Source organism: bacterium (assembly GCA_016702305.1).
Lineage (GTDB): Bacteria > Electryoneota > RPQS01 > RPQS01 > RPQS01 > JABWCQ01.
Genome location: JADJEH010000006.1, coordinates 1 through 21,317, shown reverse-complemented (window position 1 = coordinate 21,317; position 21,317 = coordinate 1). Strand labels below are relative to the sequence as shown.

Sequence of the window (21,317 nt, the reverse complement as noted above, 5' to 3'; positions counted from 1 at the left end):
ATGACCACGCGCGAAATTCTGGAAGCGATGAACGCCGAAGATCGGACAGTGCCCGACGTGGTCGCGCGGGCCATTCCCGAAATCGAAAAGCTCGTGGAACGCGTTGTGACCAGCTTCCAAGCTGGCGGCCGTCTCCTCTATATAGGGGCCGGCACATCCGGGCGCTTGGGCGTGCTCGATGCGTCCGAATGCCCACCGACCTTTGGGACCGATCCGACCATGGTGCAGGGCTTCATTGCGGGCGGCTACGACTCCCTACGCAAAGCCGCCGAAGGTGCCGAAGATAATCCTCACGGCGCGATTCACGATTTTGAGCTCTGCTGTTTGGGCCGAACCGATGTGGTCGTCGGCATTTCGGCCTCGCGGCGCACACCCTACGTTTTGGGTGGTTTATCATCCGCCAAGCAACACGGATGCTTCAGCGCGCTCTCATCTGCAACGAGTTCGATGCCGAGAGTATGGGATATGAGGAAACCAGCGCACAGCCCGATGTCATTATCTCGCTGCCCGTGGGGCCGGAGGTGTTGACGGGTTCGACGGGCTGAAGGCGGGGACGGCGACCAAGCTCGCGTTGAACATGATCACGACGGCGGCCTGGGTGCGGATGGGGAAGTGTTACGGGAATTTGATGGTGGATTTGCGGATGGGGAGCCGCAAGCTGCAGGCGCGCGCGCGCCGGATTCTGATCGAGATCACCGGCTGCGACTACGAGTGGGCCGACGAACTCCTGACCATGGCGAACGGCGAACTCAAAACCGCGTTAGTGATGCACTTCCGCGGCGTCACCGCCGAGCACGCGCGAGATTGGTTGGAAGAGAATGGTGGGAAGGTGGCGGGGGCGATCGGAGAAAAAGGAAATTCCTGACGGATTACCAGATCAGATCATTCGTTTGATGCCCTGTTCTGCGCGGGCGGATTGCCATCCGCCCCTACATAGATTCGTGAATCCGACCTAAGGTATGAAAGAGCGATACACACGCAAGAATTCACTGCGGTTGCAGAGACATGATTACCGCCATCCGCGGACGTTCTTTGTGACAATCTGCGTGGAGGGGCGACACAAACTCTTGGTGAAGTTGTAAACGCAACCATGTTGCTCAACGAGTTTGGCGAGGCGGTTAAAATTGAATGGAAGAAGACCGCTGAGATTCGGGAGGCTATCTGGCTGGACGAATTCATGATCATGCCAAATCACTTTCATGCGATTCTGCGGATTGACGATACTTATATCGGCCCATTTGCAGGGCCCGCGCGAAACGTTGATGTAGGGGCGGATGGCAATCCGCCCGCCCCAAGCGAGGCGGATCATTCCAGAGTCACCGTCAAAACCACGTATGCGCGAACGGCACCCTGAGGCACAATCATCGCCGCCTTCAAACGCGCGACCACGAAACGAATCAACGAAATCCGTGGAACAAAAGGCGTGGAAGTTTGGCAGCGCAGTTTCTACGATCGCATTATCCGCAACGAACATGAATTGGGACTAGCGCGGCAATACATCATGGACAATCCCTTGAACTGGGAATTGGACAAGGAAAATCCCGATCTCCAAGGCGTGTATTGGGAAGAATAGATCCACAGGTTTCGATCCTGTCCGGCACGGGCGGATTGCCATCCGCCCCTACAAATACACCAAACCAACCTCACATACAAACAGCACCCCCCCAACACCCATGCCACACAACCAAAAACTCCCCGTATCCAAAGGTAAACTCGGATACACCACCTCGCACATTATGAAGCAGCCGCTCAAAAAAGTCTGGGAAGCGGTGACGGAAGACAAGCACCTCAAGAAATATTTCTGCGACAAGCAGATCGGCGAATGGGGTCCGGACCTCGCGCCGGTGCGTTGGTGGTGGAAAGCGTACGGCGACGAAACGATGGACATGTACCCGATCGAATACAAGAAATACGAGAAGATCGTCTTCGTCGGCCCGGCCTACGGCCCGAAGTACATGACCACCATGACCTTCGAATTCGTCAAGAAGGGCCCCCGCGAGACCATCTTCCGCGTGCATGATTACGGCTACCAGCAGAAGGACCTGAAAGTCGCGTTCATGATGTGCGAAGGCTGGACGGAATTCCACACCTATCTGAAGGCCTACCTCAAGTTCGGCGTGGATGTAATGCGCGAGAAGACGCCGCGCAAAACGAAGTAGCCAACAGAGCTTTCAATTTTCCCACGGGAGGCCATTTTGTCTCGTCTCGCTCTCCTTATTATATGCGCACTGTGGGTACCGAGGCTGCTCGCCGCGGAAACTCCGGCGCGCGGTGATTCATTGTACTTCGCACAAAATTACACTGCGGCGATTCCGGAATACTCGGCCTTCGTGGCCGAGCATCCCGAGTCGGGTCGCGCCTGGTACCGCCTCGGCTACTGCGAGCTGAAAGCCGCGCTCTATGCGGATGCTGCCGCACATTTTCACAAAGCCGATTCGCTGAAGTTCAACCCGGCCTACACGAACTACAACTGGGCCTGCGCGTTGGCTCAATTGGGAGACTTGCGCACCTCAGCGATCAAGCTCGAGACCGGATTGAGCAACGGCTATCCGGGCGCACAGATTGACAGCGACACAGATCTCGCTCCGCTGCGCACGAGCGGCGAGTGGGCGAGCCTGCGCGAGCAGTTGAACCGCTATGTCGAACCCTGCCTGTACGATCAGCGCATGCGCGAGTTGGATTTCTGGGTCGGCGTATGGGATGTGTACTTTTTGAGCAACAACCAGAAGGCCGGCGTCAACACGCTGACCACGACAGAGCACGGCTGTTTCATCCACGAACAATGGCAGTCAGAGTCGGGCCACTCGGGCCAGAGCATCAACTACTTCAGCCGCGCCGACAGCCTCTGGCACCAGACATGGATTGACCGCGACGGGGGGCAGGTGGAATACACCGGAGGATTGCGGAATGGCGCGATGGTGTTGGAAGGGACCGGAAACGATCCCGGACTGCCGCCCTATCGCGCCCGCATGACCATGACTCCGCTTCCGGATGGATCAGTCGAACAGCTCATGGAACGCTCGAGCGACGATGGCGCAAATTGGTACGAAATATTTCACGGAATATACCGTAGACAAACGGAGTAAAAACAATGATTCCGATTCCTGTAAACGCGGCGCATTGGCATATTGTGCTGGCCCACTTTCCAGCGATCCTGTTGATGGTCAGCACGGCCATGTTAGTCTTGGCGACGCTGTGGAAGGACGGGCGCTGGCAGCGCGTGGCATTGGGGTTCATCGTCGCCGCGACCATCAGCACCGGCGTGGTGTTCTCGTTCGGCGAAGACACCGAGCACATCATCGAGGCGCAGCCCGACGCGCGGAATATGGAAGGCTACATTCATCCGCATGAAGAGCTGGCGGAAACGGCGCGGAATATCATCATTCCGTTTGGTATCTTGATTCTCGGGCTATGGTGGTTCACGCGCAAGCACACGCTGCTGCCGCCGTGGGCGGCCTGGGGAGCGGTCGTGGTGATGGTCGTGGCAATCTCGTTACTCACCAACGTCGGTGCGGCGGGGGGCAAGATCAATCATCCGGAAGTGCGCGGCGGCGCCGTTCCAGTCTTAGATGACAAAGGCGGCGAACGAGACGACGATTAAAGGACAAGGGATAAAGGATAATCCATGGCAACCAAAAAGAAGACGGTGACCACGAGCGCCGGTGTGAAACTGGCCTCGGGCAAGATCGGGTTCACGGTGGCGACGACGATGCGCGCACCGCTCAAGAAGGTGTGGGAAGCGGCGACGAAGGCCAAGCACGTCGAGAAGTTCTTCGTGAACAAGGTCAAGGGCGACTTCAACGAGAATTTTGAAACAGTGTTTTGGACCTGGCCGAGTCACGGCACGTTTCCGCTCTATCCTGTTGCATATGCACCGGAGCAATTTCTCGAGTTTCACTGGCCGCTGCATGGCTCCAAGACGCAACTCTCGACCGTGCGCTTCGAGTTCACCGAGAAAAAAGGCGTAGTCACGCTGACCATTACCGAGTCCGGCTGGAGCACGCGCGGCCTGAAATACGCCTTCGAAAACTGCCAGGGCTGGACCGAGTTCGGCAACTACCTGCAGGCGTATGTCATGTGGAAGAAGGATATGCGCACCCAGCGTTGACGCTGGACCCAGTGCCGCTGGCGTGAAGGCAAACAGATTTCGTTTGATGTAGGGGTGGCAGGCGTGCCGCCGGCGCCAGTCAAAGGTCGGACAAATTGAGTGTAAACAGCATCAAGAAAAGGGGAGACCGAAAATGAAAGGCTACGTAGTTCTATTCCTGCTGCCGCTGCCGAAGAAGAATTTGGCGGAGTACAAGAAGCTGGCGCGGCGGTTCGGGCGGGTGGCGGTGGATCATGGCGCGCTGCACTATCGCGAGTTCATTGGCGAGGATTTGAAGCCGAAATATGCACCGCCCTTTACGAACGTGCTGCCCTTGAAAGCGCGGCGAGGTGGCCATCACCTCGGTCTTGGAGTTCAAATCGCGCAAGCACCGCGACAAAACGATGCTCGCGATGCTCCACGACCCGCGCATGGAGAAGATGATGAAAGAAAAACCGCTCTTCGACATGAAGAAGATGTACTGGGCAGGCTTCGAGACGATTGTCGAAGCGAAGGGGAAGTAGCGGGAATGCATTGGCTAAGTGACATTGTACGACACCGATGACACCCCCACTCTTCCTCCTCGACCTCGGCAACGTCCTCTTGAAGCTTGACTTTGAGCGGTTTGTCTCGCGTGCGGCGGAGCGTGGGGTGCGGTCGCGGGAGGAAATTCGCGAGCGGTACATAGTAGGTGAGAGCAAAAAGCGCTTCGAACGGGGCCAGTGTACGGCTCCTGAGTTCATTGAAGAGCTGCGCGAGTTTCTGGGCTGGTCGGCAACCACAGCGAACCGCGAGCGGCTGCGGTTGATTTGGTGCGATATTTTTGACGAATTTCCCGGAGCGCGTGCGGCGCTGGCACAGTTGAAGCAGTGGGGCACGGTCTGGGTGCTATCCGATACCGATCCGCTGCATATCGAATGGGTTCGGCGCGAGTTCTCGTGGGCGCTTGAAGTCGAGCAGGTGTTGACCTCCTACGAGCGCGGCAAGATGAAATCCGATCCCGGTGTTTTTGAGACAATTGTCGCGGAGTCAGGCATTGCACCAGAGCGAATATTGTTCATTGACGATCTGGCGAAAAATCGTGAAGCCGCGCACAAAGCGAGGATAACCACGCACTTGTTCACGACCTGGGAGCAAGCCTGGGAGGAGATCGCCTGAGTCGTTAGCATGCAGCGCGGCACAAACTCTCCACAGCACTCATCCACACAATGTGTACTATTGTGGACAAGCATTGTGGATGTGTGGAGTGCGTGGATAAGCAGTAAAACTGCGGAAGCTCAATGGAAGTGCGCGGAAATCACGCTTGGAATTGAGTAAATTGGGACAAGAAAGCCACCAATAATTTCGAGAAGGACGACAGATGAGACGGATGACGGGAATTCTGCTGTGGACAATCTGTGTGATGCTGTGGACAAATGTCGAAGCGGCGCAGATGGTCGGGTACAAGTCCACGGGCGAACATTCAGGACAGATAACCATCCTGCCGCACGCGGACAGTGTGAAGATTGATCGCGAGTTGGCGGCAGCCGTGGACAGTTTGTCGAAGAAGGACGGGCTGCTGTTAGACCTGCGGCGCGTAAGCTCGAGCGGACAGATCTACTCGGCGGCCCTGGCGACAGCGATTCAAATGGCATTCGAGAAGTACTCCAAGCCGACGGTGGTGTTGTTCGGCGGAGCGGTGAATTGGGAGAGCGATCTGGGCAAGTGGGCCAAAGAGCGCGAGTGGACGCGGTTCGAGTCTTCAGGCGAACTCAAAGAGGCCGAGGCCAAGCTCGAGACGCTGCGCGGGCGGCACATGCGTGAAGGCCAGGAGCGCATGGACTATATGATGCAGCAGCAGCCGAAGGAAGGCAAGTAGGCTTGCTGACGGAGCTGGCCAATTGGCTGACGAGCGTCGGTCAGGGGCAAGTCTGGCTCCTGGCCGTTGGGATATTTTGCGCGCGTATCGCCGATCAGAGCTTCGGCGCCATGCGCACGATCTCGATTGTGCGCGGCTTCAAAGTATTGGCCGCGCTATTCGGGTTTCTCGAAGTTCTGATCTGGATCAACGTCGTTGCGCAGGTCATCCGCAATCTCAACGAGTGGTATCTCGGGGTCGTCTATGCGGCGGGCTTCGCGGCGGGCAGCTTCGTGGGTATGTGGATCGAGTCGCGGATAGCCATTGGTCATCAAATGGTACGCGTGATTGCCCGGCGTGAAGCAGGGTTGGCCGACAAGCTGTGGGAGCGTAACTACTCGGTCGTCGAGATGGACGGCAAGACCAAGACCGGCGAAGTGGACATCCTATTCGTGGCCGAAAAGCGCCGCAACGTGCCCAAGCTCTTGCGCACGATTAACGAGCTCGATCCGCAGGCCTTTCTGACGGTTGAGGATGTGAAGCAGGTCGGCCTTCGTTCCCGCGATCCCAGTGTGGTGTGGGGCGAGAAGGTACTTGGCGACATGAGCAAATGGGTCAAGCCCAAGCGCAAAGCCTGACGGGCGAAACATGCTCCATCATATTGAAATTTATGTCTTTGACTTGGCGCGCACGCGGGCATTCTGGTCATGGCTCTTGTGCGATGAGTTAGGCTACACCGTCTATCAGCAGTGGGATCAGGGCGTGAGCTTTCGCGCTGGTTCCACATATATAGTGTTCGTCCAGACCGAGCCGAGGTTTCTGGATGTAAAGTATCATCGCTGCCGGACGGGCCTGAATCATCTGGCCTTTCACGCGCAGTCACCCGCGCAGGTGGACGCGCTGACAACCAAGCTGCGGGAGCGCGGCGTGACCATACTATATCAAGACCGCCATCCGCACGCCGGCGGGCCAGACAGCTACGCCGTGTTTTTCGAAGACCCCGACCGGATCAAAGTGGAAGTGACGTGCTCTGAAAGTGAATAAGGACAGCAGACGCCAAAGAAGAATTGGCGGGGCGTCTGATCAATAATGGATTCATTAAAGCAACGAATATACTCATACGCGGGTTTTGCCGAGACGTTGACCGCGCTGTCGGAGGCGCGGCATGGTGTGCTCGTGAAAAACGTACCGGGCGCGCTGCCGGTGCTGGTGGCAAGCTACCTGTTTGAGAAATCGCGGCGGCCGCTGCTGTTGGTGGCCGAAACGCTCGAGGACGCCGAGGAGTTTGCCGACGATCTCACGATACTGCTGGGTGAAAATGTCACGAGCCTGTTTCCGGGGCTGCCGGACTACCACCGCGAGTTGAATCCGATTGAATTGTCGGAGCGCGCCGAAGTGCTGATGACGCTCGCTCGGTCGAAACAGCCGTTGATCGTCGCGCCCGCGGCGGCGCTGCTCGATCCGCTGCCCGACTTGCAGGAGGTATCGCGCAATACCTACACGCTCGCCAAGGGCGAGACGCTGCCGCGCGACTCGCTGATTCAATTCTTGCACGAATCGGGTTATACGCGCGAAGTGATGGTCGAAGGCGTGGGGCAATACGCGGTGCGCGGCGCGGTGCTCGACATCTATCCGTTCGGCGGATCGCATGCGGTGCGCGTGGAATATTTCGGCGATGACATTGACGACTTGCGCAGCTTCGATCCGCAGACGCAGCGCTCGACCGGCAAGCTCGGCGACGTGACAATCATGGCGGCGGAGACGCCGGGCGCGGGGAATTCACATCTGCTCCAGCATCTGCCGGAAAACACGATCATTGTCTGGTCCGAAGGCCGACCGGCGCACATGGCCGTCAAGGAGCGCTATGAAGAGCGCACGGCCAAGCCCGGGCTGCGGCTGCGCGATTTGCGAAACTCCGCGCCGGACGAAGACGACGAAGACGACGCGCACCTCAGCGAAGATCTGCACGACATCGTCTATGAAGACGACGAAGAGATTCCGGTCACGATTCCCGAACAGGTACGCGCGCTGCACGAACTCGGGAAGTGGATGGAGCCGGAGTTGATTTACGGTGCGGTCCAGCGATTCGCGCAGGTGTTCCTGCAAACGTCACCGCAGCCGCCGTCGCATACGCTCGATTTTGCCGGCGCGCCGCAGGAACGCTTCGCGTCGAATCTGCCGTTGCTTGCCGAACGCGTGAAGGAATATACCGCGCGCGAATTAGAAACCGTGCTGCTGTGCGACAATCAGTTGGCAGCGGATCGGCTGGCGCAAGTGTTGGTCGAGCGCGGCGTGCCGGAGCACTCCTTCAGCGCGCGCGAAGGCGGCCTGCGGCACGGCTTCATGCTCGAGGCGGCCGGACTCGTAGTGCTCGTGGACCACGACATCTTCGGGCGCAAGCGGCGCAAGCGCCAGTTCATGAAGTTCAAGAACGCGGTGCCGCTGCATGACATTGATGCGCTGCAGGTCGGAGACTATGTGGTGCACGTCGAGCACGGCATCGGCCGCTATTGCGGTTTGACGAAAATCGCGGTGGGCGGCATGCAGCGCGAAGTGCTGAAGATCGAATACCGCGACGGCATCCATCTGTTTGTCAAGCTCGAAAACCTCGCCTCGGTGCAGAAGTACTCGGCAAAGGAAGGTTTTCAGCCGCCGCTGTCGAAGATCGGCGGCAAGGAATGGCGCGAAGTCAAACGTAAGACCAAAGAGTCCTTGGTCTCCATCGCCGAAGACTTGATCAAACTCTACGCCAAACGACGCGCGGAGCGCGGGATCATCTTTTCGGGCGACACGCCGTGGCAGCGCGAAATGGAAGCGAGTTTCCCCTACGAAGACACGCCCGATCAGTTGACGGCCAGCGAATCGGTCAAGCGCGACATGGAAAACCCGATGCCGATGGACCGACTGATTTGCGGCGATGTGGGCTACGGCAAAACGGAGGTCGCGATGCGTGCGGCTTTCAAGGCCGTGACCGACGGCAAGCAGGTGGCGGTGCTCGTGCCCACGACAATTTTGGCGCAGCAGCACTATCGCACATTCCGCGAGCGCTTCAAGAACTGGCCCGTGGACGTGCGCGTGATCTCGCGTTTTCAATCCAAGCGCGAGCAAAGCGAGGCGCTCAAGAAACTCGCGGCGGGTGACGTGGACGTGATTATCGGCACGCATCGGCTGCTGTCGAAGGATGTGCAGTTCGACGAACTCGGTCTCCTGATCATAGACGAAGAGCACCGCTTCGGCGTAGTGCAGAAGGAGAAGATCCGTTCGCTGCGCGCGAATGTTGACGTGCTCGCGATGAGCGCGACGCCGATTCCGCGCACGCTGCACATGGCGTTGATGGGCGCGCGCGATCTGTCGCAGATCACCACACCGCCTCCGGGACGGCAGCCGATTGAAACCGACGTCGTGCCGTTTTCAGAAAAGGTCATCAAGGAAGCGGTGCAGCACGAATTGACGCGCGGCGGTCAGGTGTTTCTCGTGCACAACCGCATTCAAAGCATCGCTCAAGTCGCCGAGATGCTGCACCGTCTGCTGCCGAACATACGCATCGGCGTGGCGCACGGTCAGATGAACGAGCACGAACTGGAGCAGGTGATGCTCGATTTCTCCGAGCAGAATCTTGACGTGTTGATCTCGACGATGATTATCGAATCCGGCTTGGACATGCCGAATGTCAACACCATGATCGTCAATCGCGCGGACCGGCTGGGCGTGGCGCAGTTGCACCAATTGCGCGGGCGCATCGGGCGCAGTTCGCGCAAGGCCTACGCGTACCTGCTCGTGCCGCCGCATTTCGAGATGTCGCAGATCGCCCGCAGCAGATTGTCTGCGCTGACCAATTTCTCGTCGTTAGGCGCAGGCTTTCAGTTGGCGATGCGCGACTTGGAGATTCGCGGCGCGGGAAATCTCCTGGGCCGCGAGCAGTCGGGGTACATCAACTCCATCGGGTTTGAGATGTATCAGCAGTTGATCGAGGAAGCCGTCCGCGAGGTGCAGACGGAGCACGCGCAGTACGAACCGGAAGAAAAACGCGAAGTCAAATTGAAGATAGACACGGACGCGTTCATGCCCGAGCACTATCTGCCTGAAGGCGGATTGCGGCTGAACATCTATCGAGAATTAGCGCGCGCGAAGGACGTGAAGAAGGTCATGGAGCTGTCGCGCGAAGTCGAAGACCGTTTCGGAAAGCTGCCGGACCCGGCGCGCACGCTGTTTGACATGGTGCGCATCCGGATTCTTGCGGAGCAATTGGGCGCGGATGAAGTGAACGTAATGGCGGCGCGTATGGAGTTGGGCTTTGCGGCGGATCATGCGGCGCGTGACAAGATGCTGGCGCTGGCGGCGCGCAGCGACGGCTATCCGATCGAGTTGGACGCGACAAAGGGAGTGACGGTCCGGTTGAACTTGAGCAAGCGGCCCGAATGGAGCGCGAAGTTGCGCTATGCGGAGGAATATTTGGCTGCGGTAAATGGCGAATTAGTGGAGTCACTTTAATCATACGAGGCCCTGCGATGACGGGTCGGCTATTGTTTGTCTTAATGCTTCTATCACCGGCGCTCTCCCGCGCGTTGGTGATCGAAAATGGAACGTTGACGGGATTCTTGATGGACACATGCGCGACATGCGCCTATGACAACTGGCAATCGCACGTGTCGGAGCGCATTCAACGGCCCGGCTATAATGACTACGGTCCGCCGCGCACCTGGACCCGCAAACGAACGGTTTCGGCGGATTTCAATACATCTATGCGAACGCGCACGGGGATTCAATCATGGCGCGCTGGCGGCAGGTGTTTTTGTGCGCCATCCATGGCGATTGGGAGTGCGCGGATTCCCTGATCGCGCGGCAGGACAGCGCGTGGAACTATGAACTCGCCCGCATCGAAGAGCCGACCGGCGCAAGCTACTATGTCATGCGTGAACGGCTCGACTCATCCTACGTGGACGTGAACGGCGACACGCTAACGGCGAACGACGTGCACGGCGGATTTCGCCGCGGCTGGGGCGTGTTTGTGTTCAGCGCCGCTCCGCGGCACGCGCGGGCGGTCGTGCAGATGCCGCACCCCGAAGACGATTTCATGTCAATTCCCGTTGGCATCGAGCTGTTTCAACAGGCGGAAATGGCGATTCTGATGATCGCGGGCGCGGGTCGCGAAGTGATGTACGACAGCGCGGCCGGTCAGTACAATAACGCGCGCACATTTTCCGATCCATCGCGCAATGCGCGGCATCCGTTTTCCGAGCTCTCGCGCGTGATCAAGGACTCATGGAACTCTCCGCCGGTGAATCCGCTGGTGCTGATTCAATTGCACTCGTACGATCACGCCACGCACGGCCCACTGCCGGACATTCAGGTTTCCTGCTATCATAACGACGAATTCCCGAACGCGCCGCTGCGAAACTTCGTGAATCAGCGCGACCTGTTTCACGCGCATCCGGTGTTCCCCGTGACGAGCGTGGACGGCGACGACACGATTGACGTGGCCGTCAACAACTACATCGGCCTGTGGAGCAATCCGGCGTACGTGTATACGACGGCGGAAACCACGCTGACGATTCCCGTAGTCGGTGATTTGATCGGCGCGCCGGATAATGTCGTGGGCGACTATTTCCATGCAGGGCATGACGTGCAACGGCACACCGAGAATTTCATTCACATCGAATTGGACGAATATCCTGACAAATTGTGGGCGCCGCTCGATTGGCCGCGCTGGCTGCCGGGGACGCCGCCGACGGAGTGGAATACGTACCGTCACGCGTTGGCCTACTATCAGCCGTTCATTTCCGCGGTGGATTCGGCGCTGACATGGCATGAAATCCCCGATGAAGAGCCGCCGCTGGTATGCAATCTGACCAGCGCGTATGATTTGGCGAATGGCGCGGTGACCATTACTTGGGATGCGCCCGCCTACGACCGGCACTTTGACACGTATCAGGTATTCTTCGATACAAATGAAGTGTCGCTGTCGTCGCCGCACATTGCGCGGACGAACACGGGTTATAACGCGCTGGGCAACATGCTGGGGACGTCCATCACGGTGTCGGGCCTGCGCACGCCGGTGTGGGATTACACGTTTGCAATTCGCGCGAAGGATGTGCTGGGCTACGAATCGGAGCTGTCGCCCGCGCTGGGCATCACGGACGGCATGGTGCGTGACGTGGCAGCGTTCTGCGACGGTGATTCCGTGCGAATGACGTGGAGCGCGCAGCCGAATGATGACCGTTATGAAGTCTGGGAATTCCCGCCGGGATTGGGCGGCTACTACTATTTGGGCACGACACTGACGAACAATTTTGTGTTTGTTCCGACCGGATACTCCGGGAACGGCGTCTGTGTGCTCATGGTGAAGCGGGTGATCGAATAGCGCGGGTAATCTAAGAGGGGAGCCGGCGTATGACGAATCGGACCGACGAACGGTGAAGTGGTGGGCCGTGCTGTTGCTGTGGCTGCCGGCCTCGGCGTGGGGAATCGTGCATGAGACAGGTTTTCTGCGCGGATTTCTCCTGGACAGTTGCTCGGCCTGCGCGTATGACAATTGGCTGTCACATGTCTCGGAACGCCTGGTGCGACCGAACTACAACGACTATGGTCCGCCCAATCTCGACCCGGTGACGAACGGTTTCGGCGGATTCACCTACATTACCGACGACAGCACGGGCGATTCGACGCTGGCGCGTTGGCGGCAGGTGTTTGACTTCGCGATTGCCGAAGAGTGGGCGCAAGTGGATTCGCTGCTCATGCGGCACGAAGCCGAGTGGCGCTATGAACTTGTGCGCTTGCAGGAGCCGGGCGTGCGGCGGCACTACTATCTGCTGCGCGAGCGGTTGGATTCGAGTTATGTGGACACCAACGGCGATTCGACCGGCGCGCGTGCTGTGATCGGCGGCTTTCGCAACGGCTGGGGCGTGTTCGTGTTCAATCCGGAGGCGCGGCATGCGCGGGCGATTGTGCAGGTGCCGCATCCGGAAGATGATTACATGGCGCCGCCGGTGGCAACGGAGATGTTTGTTCGCGACGGGTTGGCGCAATTGATGATTGCCGGAGCAGGACGCGAGGTGCTGTGGGACACGACCTTCGCAACGTACAACAACGGCCTGTCGCTTTCGGATCCGTCGCGCAACGGCCGACATCCGTTCGCCGTGGCCACGGAAGCGGCGATTGCGGTCTGGGACGCGCCGCCGGTCAGCGAGTTTGTGGTAATCCAGTTGCATTCGTACGATCACAATGAGCATGGGCCGCTGGGCGACATGCAGATTTCGTGCTTCTTCGACGATCATTTTCCCAATCCGCCGCTGCGTGACGTGTCCCGGCATCGGGACTATATCCACGCGCTGCCGCTGTTTCCGATCAACGGCTTCGACGGCGATGAAAGCGTCGTCACACGCGTGGACGAATACGTGTCGCTATGGAGCAGCCCGGCCTACAGCTATTTCGGCGCGGACACCGTCGCGCTGCGCAGTGTGTTCGATTTTCTGGGCGTGCCGGAGAACCAGCAGGGCAACGCATGCCATGCGAATCACGACGAGCGCTTCGACACGGAGAATTTCGTCCATATCGAACTCGACGAGTATCCTGACGCGCTGTGGCAGCCGACGGATTTTGCGCGCTGGCTGCCGGGCGCGCCGCCCGCGCGGTTGGCGAACTTTCGATTGGTGATAGACTATTTCGCGCCGTTCGTAACTGCGGTGGATTCTGCGCTGACGTGGCACGAGGTGCCGGACACGCTGGCGCCGGAAGCGGTTTATCTGCGCGAGGTGTCGCGCGTGAACGCGTCCACAGTAGATATTCGCTGGGATGGCGTCGCGTACGACCAGCATTTTGACACCTACGAAATTGTGTACGACACGACCGAGCTGTCGGCACTGTCGCCGCGCGTGACCCGCGCCACTTCCGCCAGTTATACGGCTCTTGGTGATCAGCACACGGCGATGCAGCGCTTCACATTGCTGACTCCGCCGCTCGAGCGCTATCGTTTTGCCCTGCGCGCGCGCGACATGGCAGGCAATGTCTCGGCGTTCACGCGGGAATGGGGCATTGCGGACAGCGTGATTCACGATTTGACGATCACGGTGGACGGCGATTCTCTGCGGCTGAATTGGACCGGCGCGTACTTCGATTCGCTTTATGAGGTGCGTGAATATCCGGCCGGTATGGGCGGCTACTACCTACTCGGCGTGGCGGACGTGAATCATTTTGCATTCGTGCCGACCGCCATGGCGGGGAACCGGATGAGTGTGATCATGGTGAAGCGCGTATGGGAAGAATAGCGTATACGTAACCAACCTTACAACCTTTCCTCGCCGGACCTGCGAACAAGGTAAAACCACTACAGCCCATGACGATCCACCACGCTACATCTCCGGAACAGATTCGGCTTGTATACAATGTCATGCGCGAACTCCGGCCGCACCTGACCGCAGACCAATTCGTTGAGCAGGTATTGCGACAGATGCGGGAACATGGCTACATCCTCATATATATAGAGGAGAGCGGTCAGCCATTGGCGGCGGCGGGGTACCGGCGAACGGAACTGCTACATTGGGGAAAAGTTTTGTATATTGACGATTTGGTCACCGCTGCGGCGGCCCGTGGGCGGGGCTGCGCTGACCATTTGTTCAAATTTATCGTGAATCAGGCGCGGGAAGAGGGCCTGGCAGCCGTCCATCTCGACAGCGGAACCCACGCTGGCCGATATGACGCGCACCGCTTCTACCACAAGCACGGGATGAGCATCACGAGCTACCATTTTGTTTTGAATCTGCAAACAACATAAATGAACCGGAACACCATGCAACGAACAGGACTTCTGTTGAGTCTGCTGGCCATGATGTGGCTGGCGAGCTGCGAAGGCAAGAAAGACTACATTGCCAAAATCGGAAACGAAACCATCACGGAGCAGGAATACCGCGCCGCGATGCTCTCGAAATTTCGCACCGACGACAACATTAAGCAACGGCCCCTTGAAGAGCGCAAGAAAATCGCGCACGACATGGCGATCGAAGAAGCGAAATATCTTGAGGGTCTGGCCCGCAAGTATGACGAGAACCCGGAGATCGCCACAAATCTCGAAGCGGCGGCCAAGCGTCGAGCGCTCGATCTGTTGTACGAAGAGCGCATCATCGCGCCGGTGATCACCGATGAGCTGCTGCGTGAGCACTATGACAGGTCAGCGAAGGAAATCAGCGCGCGGCATATTCTGGTGAAGAAGAGCGCGGCGGATTCGAGCGCGGCGGCGGCGGCGCGCCTGAAGAGTCGCATTGACTCGATCAAGACCGCGATAGACAGCGGTCTCAATTTCAAAGCGGCGGCGGCGCTGCTCTCGGAAGACGCGACGACGGCTGTTGATTCCGGTGACTTGGGCTGGTTCCCCTGGGGCCGGATGGTAGACGAGTTTCAGCGCGCGGTGTGGTCCGCGCCGCTGCGCAAGACGGCGGGTCCCGTGGAATCGCCGTTCGGCTGGCACCTGATCTGGGTGGATTCGACTCGTGATGTGACGGGCCGCCCGCCGTTTGAAGAGATGAAGAAGGATTTGGCGATGCGGCTGCGCGAGGTCGAAAGTCTGAAGCTCGGCGCGCGCGCGCGGGATTTTGTCAACGCGCTGCATACGGAGTACTCCTTGCAGTATGACGAAAACGCGCTGGCGATGTTCACGGGCAAGCTGACGGATCCGCAGATGTCGCTGAACAAGGAGCTCGGGCCGATGTTCACGGGCGACGAGAAGGCGCTCGTGGCGGCAACGCACAAGCTCGGCAAGATCACGATTGAAGATATGATTCAGAAGGTCGGCAGCAACGCCTATCGCGTGGATTGGAAGAATCCGCAGTCGGTGCATGATCTCGTGAACGCTCTGTGTGAACCGCAGTTCCTTGAGGACAAGGCCGGCCAAGACGGTTACATCAAAAAAGGCCTATGCCGATTCGAACGTCGTGGCGCAAAAGAAGGCGGCGATCCAGCGCATGGTCGAGAAGGTGGAAATCACCGAGAAGCTCGAAGGCAGCGAAGAATCGGACAAGGCGTATTACGAGCGCAACCTGGAGTCGTTTATTCAGCCGGAGACGCGCTTGATCCGCGAGATCTTCATTAAGGAAGACAGCGCGAAGGCTGTGCGCGTGCGTGATCGCGCGCTGAAGGGCGAAGACTTTGCAAAGCTCGCCTGGCAGTTCAACGAAAAGGAATCCACGAAACGCGACTCGGGCCGGATCGGGCCATTTGAAGAAAAACGCTTTGGCATGATTGGCAAGTCGGCCTTTCAGCTCGGACAGCCGGGCGCGGTGTCCGAGGTTGTGAAGGTTGGGAAGAACTACTCGGTGCTCCAGCTCATCGCGGCCTATCCGTCGCGTACGAAGACGTGGGACGAAGCGAAGGGCGATGCGCGGCGCGAGAACCGCGTGGCGCGCACACAGCAGCTGCAAGAGGAGTTGGAAAAACTGTTGGTGTCGCGCTATCCCCTGAAAGTGAACGACGAGCTGCTCGGATCGATGTGGCCGCTTCCCCCCGAACGACAGGAACGCGCGGCTCGTGATCAATAAGGGCATCTGGCTGGTCGGGCTGTGTTTGCTTTTGGCGGCCTGCAATCGCACAAACACCGCCGACCTCGTGGCAAGCGTAGGCGAACGAACGCTTAGTCGCGCGGACTTCGCGACGTGGGCGGGCGTGCCCTTCGACAGTTTGAGTGCGGAAGCGCGGCAGCCGCTGGTCAATGCATGGCTGGAGCTGGCCATGATTGAGCAGGAGGTCGAGGCCACGGGGCTGCGCAAAGACGCCGACGTTTCCCGGCAGGAACGCGAGCTATTGGCGCGTTTTCATCGTGCCGTGTTGTTGGCGCGTCTGCCGGAACCGAAGATTACCGATTCGTTGATCGCGGACTACTACACGACGAATCTGGCGGAGTTTCGGCGCCCGATGGACAGCTATCTGATCGAGGGATTTTGGTGCGAGTCGGACGACACGCTGAAGGCGTTTCGCCGCGCATTAGAGCGGGCGGACACGTCGCAGTTGCGTTCGGACATGGTGATTTGGGAGGGGAAGTGGCTGACGGACTCGCGCGAGTTGGATCCGATACTGCTTGAGGCTGTGCGCAAGTTGCCCGCGGGCGGGATGACGCCGGTGCTGCCGTTCGGCGAGGGCTATCGGCTGTTGCGGCTGCATGAACTCTATCCGGAGGGGGCGCAGCTCAGCTTGGATGCTGTGCGGCAGGAGATTCGGGAACGACTGTTGACCGAGCAGAGTCAAAGAAGGCAGGAGCGTTGGGAAACGGAAATGCGCGGCCGCTATCAGCCGCGCCTAATGGGTGACACGAAATGATCAGAGCATTGCTTATCACGCTGAGCGTTGTGCGCCGCGCTGGCGCGCGGCGAAGAGGTGATTGACCGGGTTGTCGCGGTGGTGGATGACGAGATAATTCTCGAAAGCGAAGTGTTGCAGTATTTGCAATACACGCTTGGAGCGCGCGTGGCGCTGGACCTGCTTTCTGAAGCGCAGATGGACACGCTCAGCAAGGAAGTACTCGAGGAGTTGATCGCGCAGAAACTGCTGTTGACACAGGCGCGCAAGGACTCGATTGTGGTCACTCCGAAGGAGATTGACCGCGAACTCGACAACCGTGTCAGCAATCTGTTGACGCAGGTGGGCGGGCAGGAGAAGCTCGAATCGTACTACGGCATGCCCTTGCCCAAGATCAAGCGGCAGTTTCGTCCGCTGGTGGAAGAGACGTTGTTGATCGAGCGCACGCGCGGCAAGCACATGCAGCAGGTGCGCGTATCGCGGAACGAGGTGCTGGAGTTCTGGGAGACGATCAAGGATTCGCTGCCGCCGCTCAGGGATGCGATTCGGCTGTCGCACATTCTGCTGGCCGATCGGATTGCCGAGGCTTCGACGAACGCGGCGATTGCGCGCGCCGATTCGGCGCGGCAAGCGATTTTATCGGGTTCGATTACGTTTGAGGAGTTTGCCTCGCGCTATTCCGAGGATCCGGGTTCGGCGGAGCGCGGCGGTGCGTTGGGGACGACGAATCGCGGTGATCTGGTGCCGGAATATGAGGCGGCGGCCTACGTGTTGGAGCCCGATTCGATCAGCGCGCCCACGGTCTCGCCGTTCGGTGTGCATGTCATTCGGTTAAACGAGCGCACGGGCGAGAAGGTTAACACGAATCATATTCTGTTTCGGGATCGTGCCGGCGGAGGCAGATTTGCAGAGCACGGTGAGTGCGGCGGAGTCGCTGGTGGTGCGGCTGCGCGGCGGCGATGATTTCGCCGAACTCGCGCTGAACCTTTCGGCGGATACGAAAACGGCGGGCCAGCGGCGGCGACCTCGGTTGGTTTAGTCCAACCGAGCTGCCGGACGAGTTCAAGACGCCGATTGAAGGCAAGTCGAAGGGCGAGTACAGCGATCCGTTTCGCACCGGCCTTTGGCGTGCATATCTTGAAAGTGACCGACCGCGCCTTCTCGCGCAAGATCACGCTCAACGAAGACTACAGCCGTATCGAGCAGATGACGCTCGCCAAAAAGCGAAGGCGAGTTCAAGCGTTGGGTCGAAAAGATCGCCGACGAAACCTACGTCGAACGCAAGCTCTAAAATCCGTCGCAACGCACAATCAAAAAGCCGAGTCACCCGACTCGGCTTTTCAATTTTGCTGAGGCTTGCCCCGCCTGCGAACAGCGGGCCGAAGGTTAGTGCATCGAATCGTCGGAACGGCGCAGGGCGATCGGGCGGACGACGGCTTCGGCAACGGAGCCGAAGATGAACCGCTTAAGTCCCGTGCGGGCCGTGCGTGGCAATCACAATGACGTCCGGCTTGATCTTGTCGGCGAGCTGCACCATCTCGTGGGCGGGATCGCCGATCTCCACATAACGGTGGATAGGAATATCCGGTTTTACGAACTGGGCCAGCGTTTCGTCCAGCCTGGCGCGGAAGGCCTTGGAGCATGTCGGCCTCGTATTGCTCACATCAAAGGCGACGGAACCGGCACCGGGAGGCAGTCCGACCAGCGGCACGGGCAAAACGACGTGCAGCACGTGCAGCTCGGCCTGATAGCGGCGGGCGAGCTCGTCCGCCGTGGCCAAGGGCCGAAAGGACGGGTCAGAGAAGTCGGTCGGGCACAAGATCTTGCGGAAAGATAGCATGGTACACCTCCGAAAAATGGCTCGTTGAAATTTTGCGAGCAATTGCGTATTTTGGAACGGTTGTTGTAGGCCGTATAAGTTACATTCTTCATCGCAAACAATTGTTCCTGCGTTGCATAAACTGACTGTGAGTGTCAGCTTTCGCGGGCCAAATATCTAAGGACATAGAAGCAATGAGTTCGCATGTTGCAGAGCATTCTGCTGCCCCGCCCGAAGTGCTGGCTGAGGCGATAGACGCCCTCCGGTGTGTATCGTCTGGTGACCGTGTTTTCGTGGGGTCAGGATTGGCCGTACCGCAGTTGTTGGTGGACGCTTTGTCCGCGCGCGGGGCAGAGCTGGAAAACGTTCAGATCGCGCACTTGATGACCATGGGTCCGGCTCCCCACGCGGAACCGGGGATGGAGAGAGCTTCCGGGCGAACGCGCTGTTTACCGGCGCAAAGCGGGCACGGCGGTCAACGAGGGGCGCGGCGACTATACGCCGGTGTTTTGTCGGAGATTCCGGGGCTGATTCGCAGCGGGGCGCTGAAGGTGGACACCTGCCTGCTGCAGGTAACTCCTCCGGGCACGCACGGCCATTGCAGTTTGGGAACTGACTGCGCGTGTACGCTTGAAGCGGCGCAATGCCAAGAACGTCATCGGTTTGGTCAACGATCAGATGCCGTGGGTTTATGGCGAATTTCTTGCACAAGTCCATGTTCCGCGCGCTGATTCACTACGATCATCTGCCGCCGGAGCTGCCGCGCAACACGCCGAGTGATCAGGAAAAACTAATTGGTCTGTTTTGCGCGGAGCTGGTGCCGAACGGCGCCTGTCCGCAATTGGGAATCGGTGCGATTCCGGATGCGTGCTGGCGAGTCTGGGTGACAAGCGCGACTTGGGCATGCACACCGAGATGCTCTCGGACGGCGCGGTGGAGCTGGTGCAGAAGGGCGTGATCAACTGCCGCGCGAAGACGCCGCACAGGGATAAGATGGTGGCGAGTTTTGTGCTGGGTTCGAAGATGCTTTATGATTTGTGCGCAGCAATCCGTTAGTCGAGTTTCGTCCGGTGGATCACACGAACGATCCGTTTATCATCGCGCGTAACGACAACATGATTTCGATCAACAGCGCGCTGCGGTGGACCTGACCGGTCAGGTGTGCGCCGATTCGATCGGGCATACGATCTTCTCCGGGTTTTGGCGGACAGGTTGATTTTGTGCGGGGCGCGGCGCGTTCCCGAAGGGCGGCAAGCCGATTATCGCCTGGAATCCACGGCCAAGAAGCGGTTCGATTTCGCGCATTGTGCCGTCGCTGTCGCCGGGCGCGGGTGTGGTGACGTCGCGTGCGGACGTGCACTATATCGTGACGGATTTGGCGTGGCCTATCTGCACGGCAAGACGCTGCGGGAACGCGCGCAGGCGTTGATTCGCGTGGCGCATCCGCAGTTCCGCGATGAACTGGAAGTACGCGTGCAGCAGAGGAAATCTGATTTAGTCTGCAAGGACGCGATAATGCAAAGCGGCCGGAGAGTTTTCTCTGCCCGCTTTCCATAACCCTTATGACTTTGAACCGCTTACGCTTTTTGGGCGCGTAGGAAGAAGCCGTTTTGGCTAGATTCTGGCGATGGTGCCGGTGGGGGATGGTAGAAGGTCTTGAAGTGGACGATCTTCAGGCCGGCGCGCTGGAACAGGGTCGCGCAGGTCGCGCTCGTTGAACTGATGAAAGGTTGGCGGGCGATATTTGCGCGAGGATGTGTTCGACTTTGCGATCAGGCTGTGTCGTTGGGTGTGACCAGAAACAGATTTGCACCGGGGGCCATGGTGCGCTTCATTTCGAGCAATTGGAAGAGCGGGTTGAACAGATGCTCGAGCACTTGAAGTGCTAGGGGTGGAACGAGTTATCGGATAGTCTAGCGGTCCACATCGAGGTCGGCTTCGCTGGCTTCGATTTTTAGGCCGTGTGCGGTCGCGGAGGACGTCGCGTTGCGAGCTTTCGCCGGAGTTCGACATCGAGGCCAGCGTTTGGCGCAGGGTGTATTTTTCCAATAGGCGTTGAGCATTTTCATCAGGGCGCTCGGTGCGGGCCTTGTTACCCGGGTCGTAGAGGGTACCATCGGCGCCGATGCGGCTGTCGAGCTGGCGGTTATCTTGCCGTAGGTGTGGCCCAAGGGGATCCTGTGGGGAATTGACCGTTTTGACCGCCCAAGATACTCATTTTTTTCTATAAGTTGGGCAAGCAGGAGCGGTAGTGTTTACCCTAAAACTGCTATATTCGGTGTTTAGATTGGGGA

At 58.8% G+C, this 21,317-nt stretch carries 23 protein-coding genes and 2 pseudogenes; 23 read left to right on the top strand and 2 right to left on the bottom strand.

The features are described from left to right. The 22 genes and pseudogenes from murQ (at nucleotide 1) to IPH10_08330 (ending at nucleotide 18,664) form a co-directional block, all read left to right on the top strand. Nucleotides 1-865: pseudogene (murQ, locus tag IPH10_08435) on the top strand (N-acetylmuramic acid 6-phosphate etherase). A gap of 225 nt (nucleotides 866-1,090) precedes the next feature. Further along, nucleotides 1,091-1,354, top strand: a complete 264-nt coding sequence (locus tag IPH10_08430) for a hypothetical protein (GenBank protein ID MBK6910939.1) — start codon at nucleotides 1,091-1,093, stop codon at nucleotides 1,352-1,354. A gap of 69 nt (nucleotides 1,355-1,423) precedes the next feature. Then, nucleotides 1,424-1,573 (top strand): hypothetical protein, encoded by a 150-nt coding sequence (locus IPH10_08425; protein ID MBK6910938.1) that lies wholly within the window; start codon nucleotides 1,424-1,426, stop codon nucleotides 1,571-1,573. A 163-nt stretch (nucleotides 1,574-1,736) separates the two neighbouring features. Further along, complete coding sequence (locus IPH10_08420; GenBank protein MBK6910937.1) at nucleotides 1,737-2,159, top strand: SRPBCC domain-containing protein; 423 nt, start codon at nucleotides 1,737-1,739, stop codon at nucleotides 2,157-2,159. Nucleotides 2,160-2,195: 36 nt separating this feature from the next. Then, the gene (locus IPH10_08415) at nucleotides 2,196-3,086 is read left to right on the top strand and encodes a tetratricopeptide repeat protein (GenBank protein ID MBK6910936.1); all 891 of its coding nucleotides are present in this window, start codon (nucleotides 2,196-2,198) and stop codon (nucleotides 3,084-3,086) included. Between the two features lie 5 nt (nucleotides 3,087-3,091). Beyond that, on the top strand, nucleotides 3,092-3,601 hold the full coding sequence (locus IPH10_08410) for a hypothetical protein (GenBank protein ID MBK6910935.1): 510 nt from the start codon (nucleotides 3,092-3,094) through the stop codon (nucleotides 3,599-3,601). A gap of 24 nt (nucleotides 3,602-3,625) precedes the next feature. Then, on the top strand, nucleotides 3,626-4,108 hold the full coding sequence (locus IPH10_08405) for an SRPBCC domain-containing protein (protein ID MBK6910934.1): 483 nt from the start codon (nucleotides 3,626-3,628) through the stop codon (nucleotides 4,106-4,108). A gap of 133 nt (nucleotides 4,109-4,241) precedes the next feature. Then, nucleotides 4,242-4,652 carry a DUF1428 family protein gene (locus IPH10_08400; GenBank protein MBK6910933.1) on the top strand — a complete coding sequence of 137 codons (411 nt, stop codon included), beginning with the start codon at nucleotides 4,242-4,244 and terminating at the stop codon, nucleotides 4,650-4,652. After that, a complete protein-coding gene (locus IPH10_08395) occupies nucleotides 4,649-5,245 on the top strand; it encodes an HAD-IA family hydrolase (protein ID MBK6910932.1) in 597 nt (198 codons plus the stop codon). Before IPH10_08400 ends, IPH10_08395 begins: the two co-directional genes overlap by 4 nt. A 202-nt stretch (nucleotides 5,246-5,447) precedes the next feature. Continuing rightward, nucleotides 5,448-5,945 carry a hypothetical protein gene (locus IPH10_08390; protein MBK6910931.1) on the top strand — a complete coding sequence of 166 codons (498 nt, stop codon included), beginning with the start codon at nucleotides 5,448-5,450 and terminating at the stop codon, nucleotides 5,943-5,945. 2 nt (nucleotides 5,946-5,947) lie between these two features. Continuing rightward, complete coding sequence (locus IPH10_08385; GenBank protein MBK6910930.1) at nucleotides 5,948-6,562, top strand: DUF2179 domain-containing protein; 615 nt, start codon at nucleotides 5,948-5,950, stop codon at nucleotides 6,560-6,562. A 10-nt stretch (nucleotides 6,563-6,572) separates the two neighbouring features. Beyond that, complete coding sequence (locus IPH10_08380) at nucleotides 6,573-6,968, top strand: VOC family protein (protein ID MBK6910929.1); 396 nt, start codon at nucleotides 6,573-6,575, stop codon at nucleotides 6,966-6,968. 45 nt (nucleotides 6,969-7,013) lie between these two features. Further along, nucleotides 7,014-10,415, top strand: a complete 3,402-nt coding sequence (mfd, locus tag IPH10_08375) for a transcription-repair coupling factor (GenBank protein ID MBK6910928.1) — start codon at nucleotides 7,014-7,016, stop codon at nucleotides 10,413-10,415. A gap of 17 nt (nucleotides 10,416-10,432) precedes the next feature. Further along, entirely contained in the window at nucleotides 10,433-10,759 is a 327-nt protein-coding gene (locus IPH10_08370) for a hypothetical protein (protein ID MBK6910927.1), read from the top strand. Continuing rightward, entirely contained in the window at nucleotides 10,693-12,285 is a 1,593-nt protein-coding gene (locus tag IPH10_08365; protein ID MBK6910926.1) for a hypothetical protein, read from the top strand. The genes IPH10_08370 and IPH10_08365 overlap by 67 nt, the downstream gene beginning before the upstream one ends. 52 nt (nucleotides 12,286-12,337) lie before the next feature. Next, nucleotides 12,338-14,188: a hypothetical protein gene (locus IPH10_08360; protein MBK6910925.1), complete on the top strand. Its 1,851-nt coding sequence runs from the start codon at nucleotides 12,338-12,340 to the stop codon at nucleotides 14,186-14,188. A 68-nt stretch (nucleotides 14,189-14,256) separates the two neighbouring features. Then, nucleotides 14,257-14,694: a GNAT family N-acetyltransferase gene (locus tag IPH10_08355; protein MBK6910924.1), complete on the top strand. Its 438-nt coding sequence runs from the start codon at nucleotides 14,257-14,259 to the stop codon at nucleotides 14,692-14,694. 15 nt (nucleotides 14,695-14,709) lie between these two features. Then, nucleotides 14,710-16,005, top strand: coding sequence for a peptidylprolyl isomerase (locus IPH10_08350; GenBank protein ID MBK6910923.1), 1,296 nt, complete (start codon nucleotides 14,710-14,712; stop codon nucleotides 16,003-16,005). Beyond that, the gene (locus tag IPH10_08345) at nucleotides 15,890-16,450 is read left to right on the top strand and encodes a peptidyl-prolyl cis-trans isomerase (GenBank protein ID MBK6910922.1); all 561 of its coding nucleotides are present in this window, start codon (nucleotides 15,890-15,892) and stop codon (nucleotides 16,448-16,450) included. The genes IPH10_08350 and IPH10_08345 overlap by 116 nt, the downstream gene beginning before the upstream one ends. After that, the gene (locus IPH10_08340) at nucleotides 16,440-17,225 is read left to right on the top strand and encodes a peptidyl-prolyl cis-trans isomerase (GenBank protein MBK6910921.1); all 786 of its coding nucleotides are present in this window, start codon (nucleotides 16,440-16,442) and stop codon (nucleotides 17,223-17,225) included. Before IPH10_08345 ends, IPH10_08340 begins: the two co-directional genes overlap by 11 nt. Before the next feature lie 27 nt (nucleotides 17,226-17,252). Beyond that, entirely contained in the window at nucleotides 17,253-18,167 is a 915-nt protein-coding gene (locus IPH10_08335; GenBank protein ID MBK6910920.1) for a peptidylprolyl isomerase, read from the top strand. A 32-nt stretch (nucleotides 18,168-18,199) separates the two neighbouring features. Further along, nucleotides 18,200-18,664 (top strand): peptidylprolyl isomerase, encoded by a 465-nt coding sequence (locus IPH10_08330; GenBank protein ID MBK6910919.1) that lies wholly within the window; start codon nucleotides 18,200-18,202, stop codon nucleotides 18,662-18,664. A 5-nt stretch (nucleotides 18,665-18,669) separates the two neighbouring features. Here IPH10_08330 and IPH10_08325 read toward each other — a convergent pair whose 3' ends face one another. Continuing rightward, nucleotides 18,670-19,044 carry a universal stress protein gene (locus IPH10_08325; GenBank protein MBK6910918.1) on the bottom strand — a complete coding sequence of 125 codons (375 nt, stop codon included), beginning with the start codon at nucleotides 19,042-19,044 and terminating at the stop codon, nucleotides 18,670-18,672. A 173-nt stretch (nucleotides 19,045-19,217) separates the two neighbouring features. Here IPH10_08325 and IPH10_08320 point away from each other — a divergent pair. Continuing rightward, a pseudogene (locus IPH10_08320) lies at nucleotides 19,218-20,580 on the top strand (acetyl-CoA hydrolase/transferase family protein). A gap of 356 nt (nucleotides 20,581-20,936) precedes the next feature. Here the strand turns inward: IPH10_08320 and IPH10_08315 are convergent. Beyond that, the gene (locus IPH10_08315; GenBank protein ID MBK6910917.1) at nucleotides 20,937-21,092 is read right to left on the bottom strand and encodes a hypothetical protein; all 156 of its coding nucleotides are present in this window, start codon (nucleotides 21,090-21,092) and stop codon (nucleotides 20,937-20,939) included. Between the last annotated feature and the right edge of the window lie 225 nt (nucleotides 21,093-21,317).

Coding starts and splice junctions, on each gene's coding strand:
- mfd (MBK6910928.1), top strand. CDS start 7,014: ATGGATTCATTAAAGCAACGAATATACTCATACGCGGGTTTTGCCGAG.
- IPH10_08430 (MBK6910939.1), top strand. CDS start 1,091: ATGTTGCTCAACGAGTTTGGCGAGGCGGTTAAAATTGAATGGAAGAAG.
- IPH10_08355 (MBK6910924.1), top strand. CDS start 14,257: ATGACGATCCACCACGCTACATCTCCGGAACAGATTCGGCTTGTATAC.
- IPH10_08395 (MBK6910932.1), top strand. CDS start 4,649: ATGACACCCCCACTCTTCCTCCTCGACCTCGGCAACGTCCTCTTGAAG.
- IPH10_08370 (MBK6910927.1), top strand. CDS start 10,433: ATGACGGGTCGGCTATTGTTTGTCTTAATGCTTCTATCACCGGCGCTC.
- IPH10_08315 (MBK6910917.1), bottom strand. CDS start 21,092: ATGAAAATGCTCAACGCCTATTGGAAAAATACACCCTGCGCCAAACGC.
- IPH10_08365 (MBK6910926.1), top strand. CDS start 10,693: ATGGCGCGCTGGCGGCAGGTGTTTTTGTGCGCCATCCATGGCGATTGG.
- IPH10_08350 (MBK6910923.1), top strand. CDS start 14,710: ATGCAACGAACAGGACTTCTGTTGAGTCTGCTGGCCATGATGTGGCTG.
- IPH10_08410 (MBK6910935.1), top strand. CDS start 3,092: ATGATTCCGATTCCTGTAAACGCGGCGCATTGGCATATTGTGCTGGCC.
- IPH10_08325 (MBK6910918.1), bottom strand. CDS start 19,044: ATGCTATCTTTCCGCAAGATCTTGTGCCCGACCGACTTCTCTGACCCG.
- IPH10_08400 (MBK6910933.1), top strand. CDS start 4,242: ATGAAAGGCTACGTAGTTCTATTCCTGCTGCCGCTGCCGAAGAAGAAT.
- IPH10_08390 (MBK6910931.1), top strand. CDS start 5,448: ATGAGACGGATGACGGGAATTCTGCTGTGGACAATCTGTGTGATGCTG.
- IPH10_08420 (MBK6910937.1), top strand. CDS start 1,737: ATGAAGCAGCCGCTCAAAAAAGTCTGGGAAGCGGTGACGGAAGACAAG.
- IPH10_08380 (MBK6910929.1), top strand. CDS start 6,573: ATGCTCCATCATATTGAAATTTATGTCTTTGACTTGGCGCGCACGCGG.
- IPH10_08405 (MBK6910934.1), top strand. CDS start 3,626: ATGGCAACCAAAAAGAAGACGGTGACCACGAGCGCCGGTGTGAAACTG.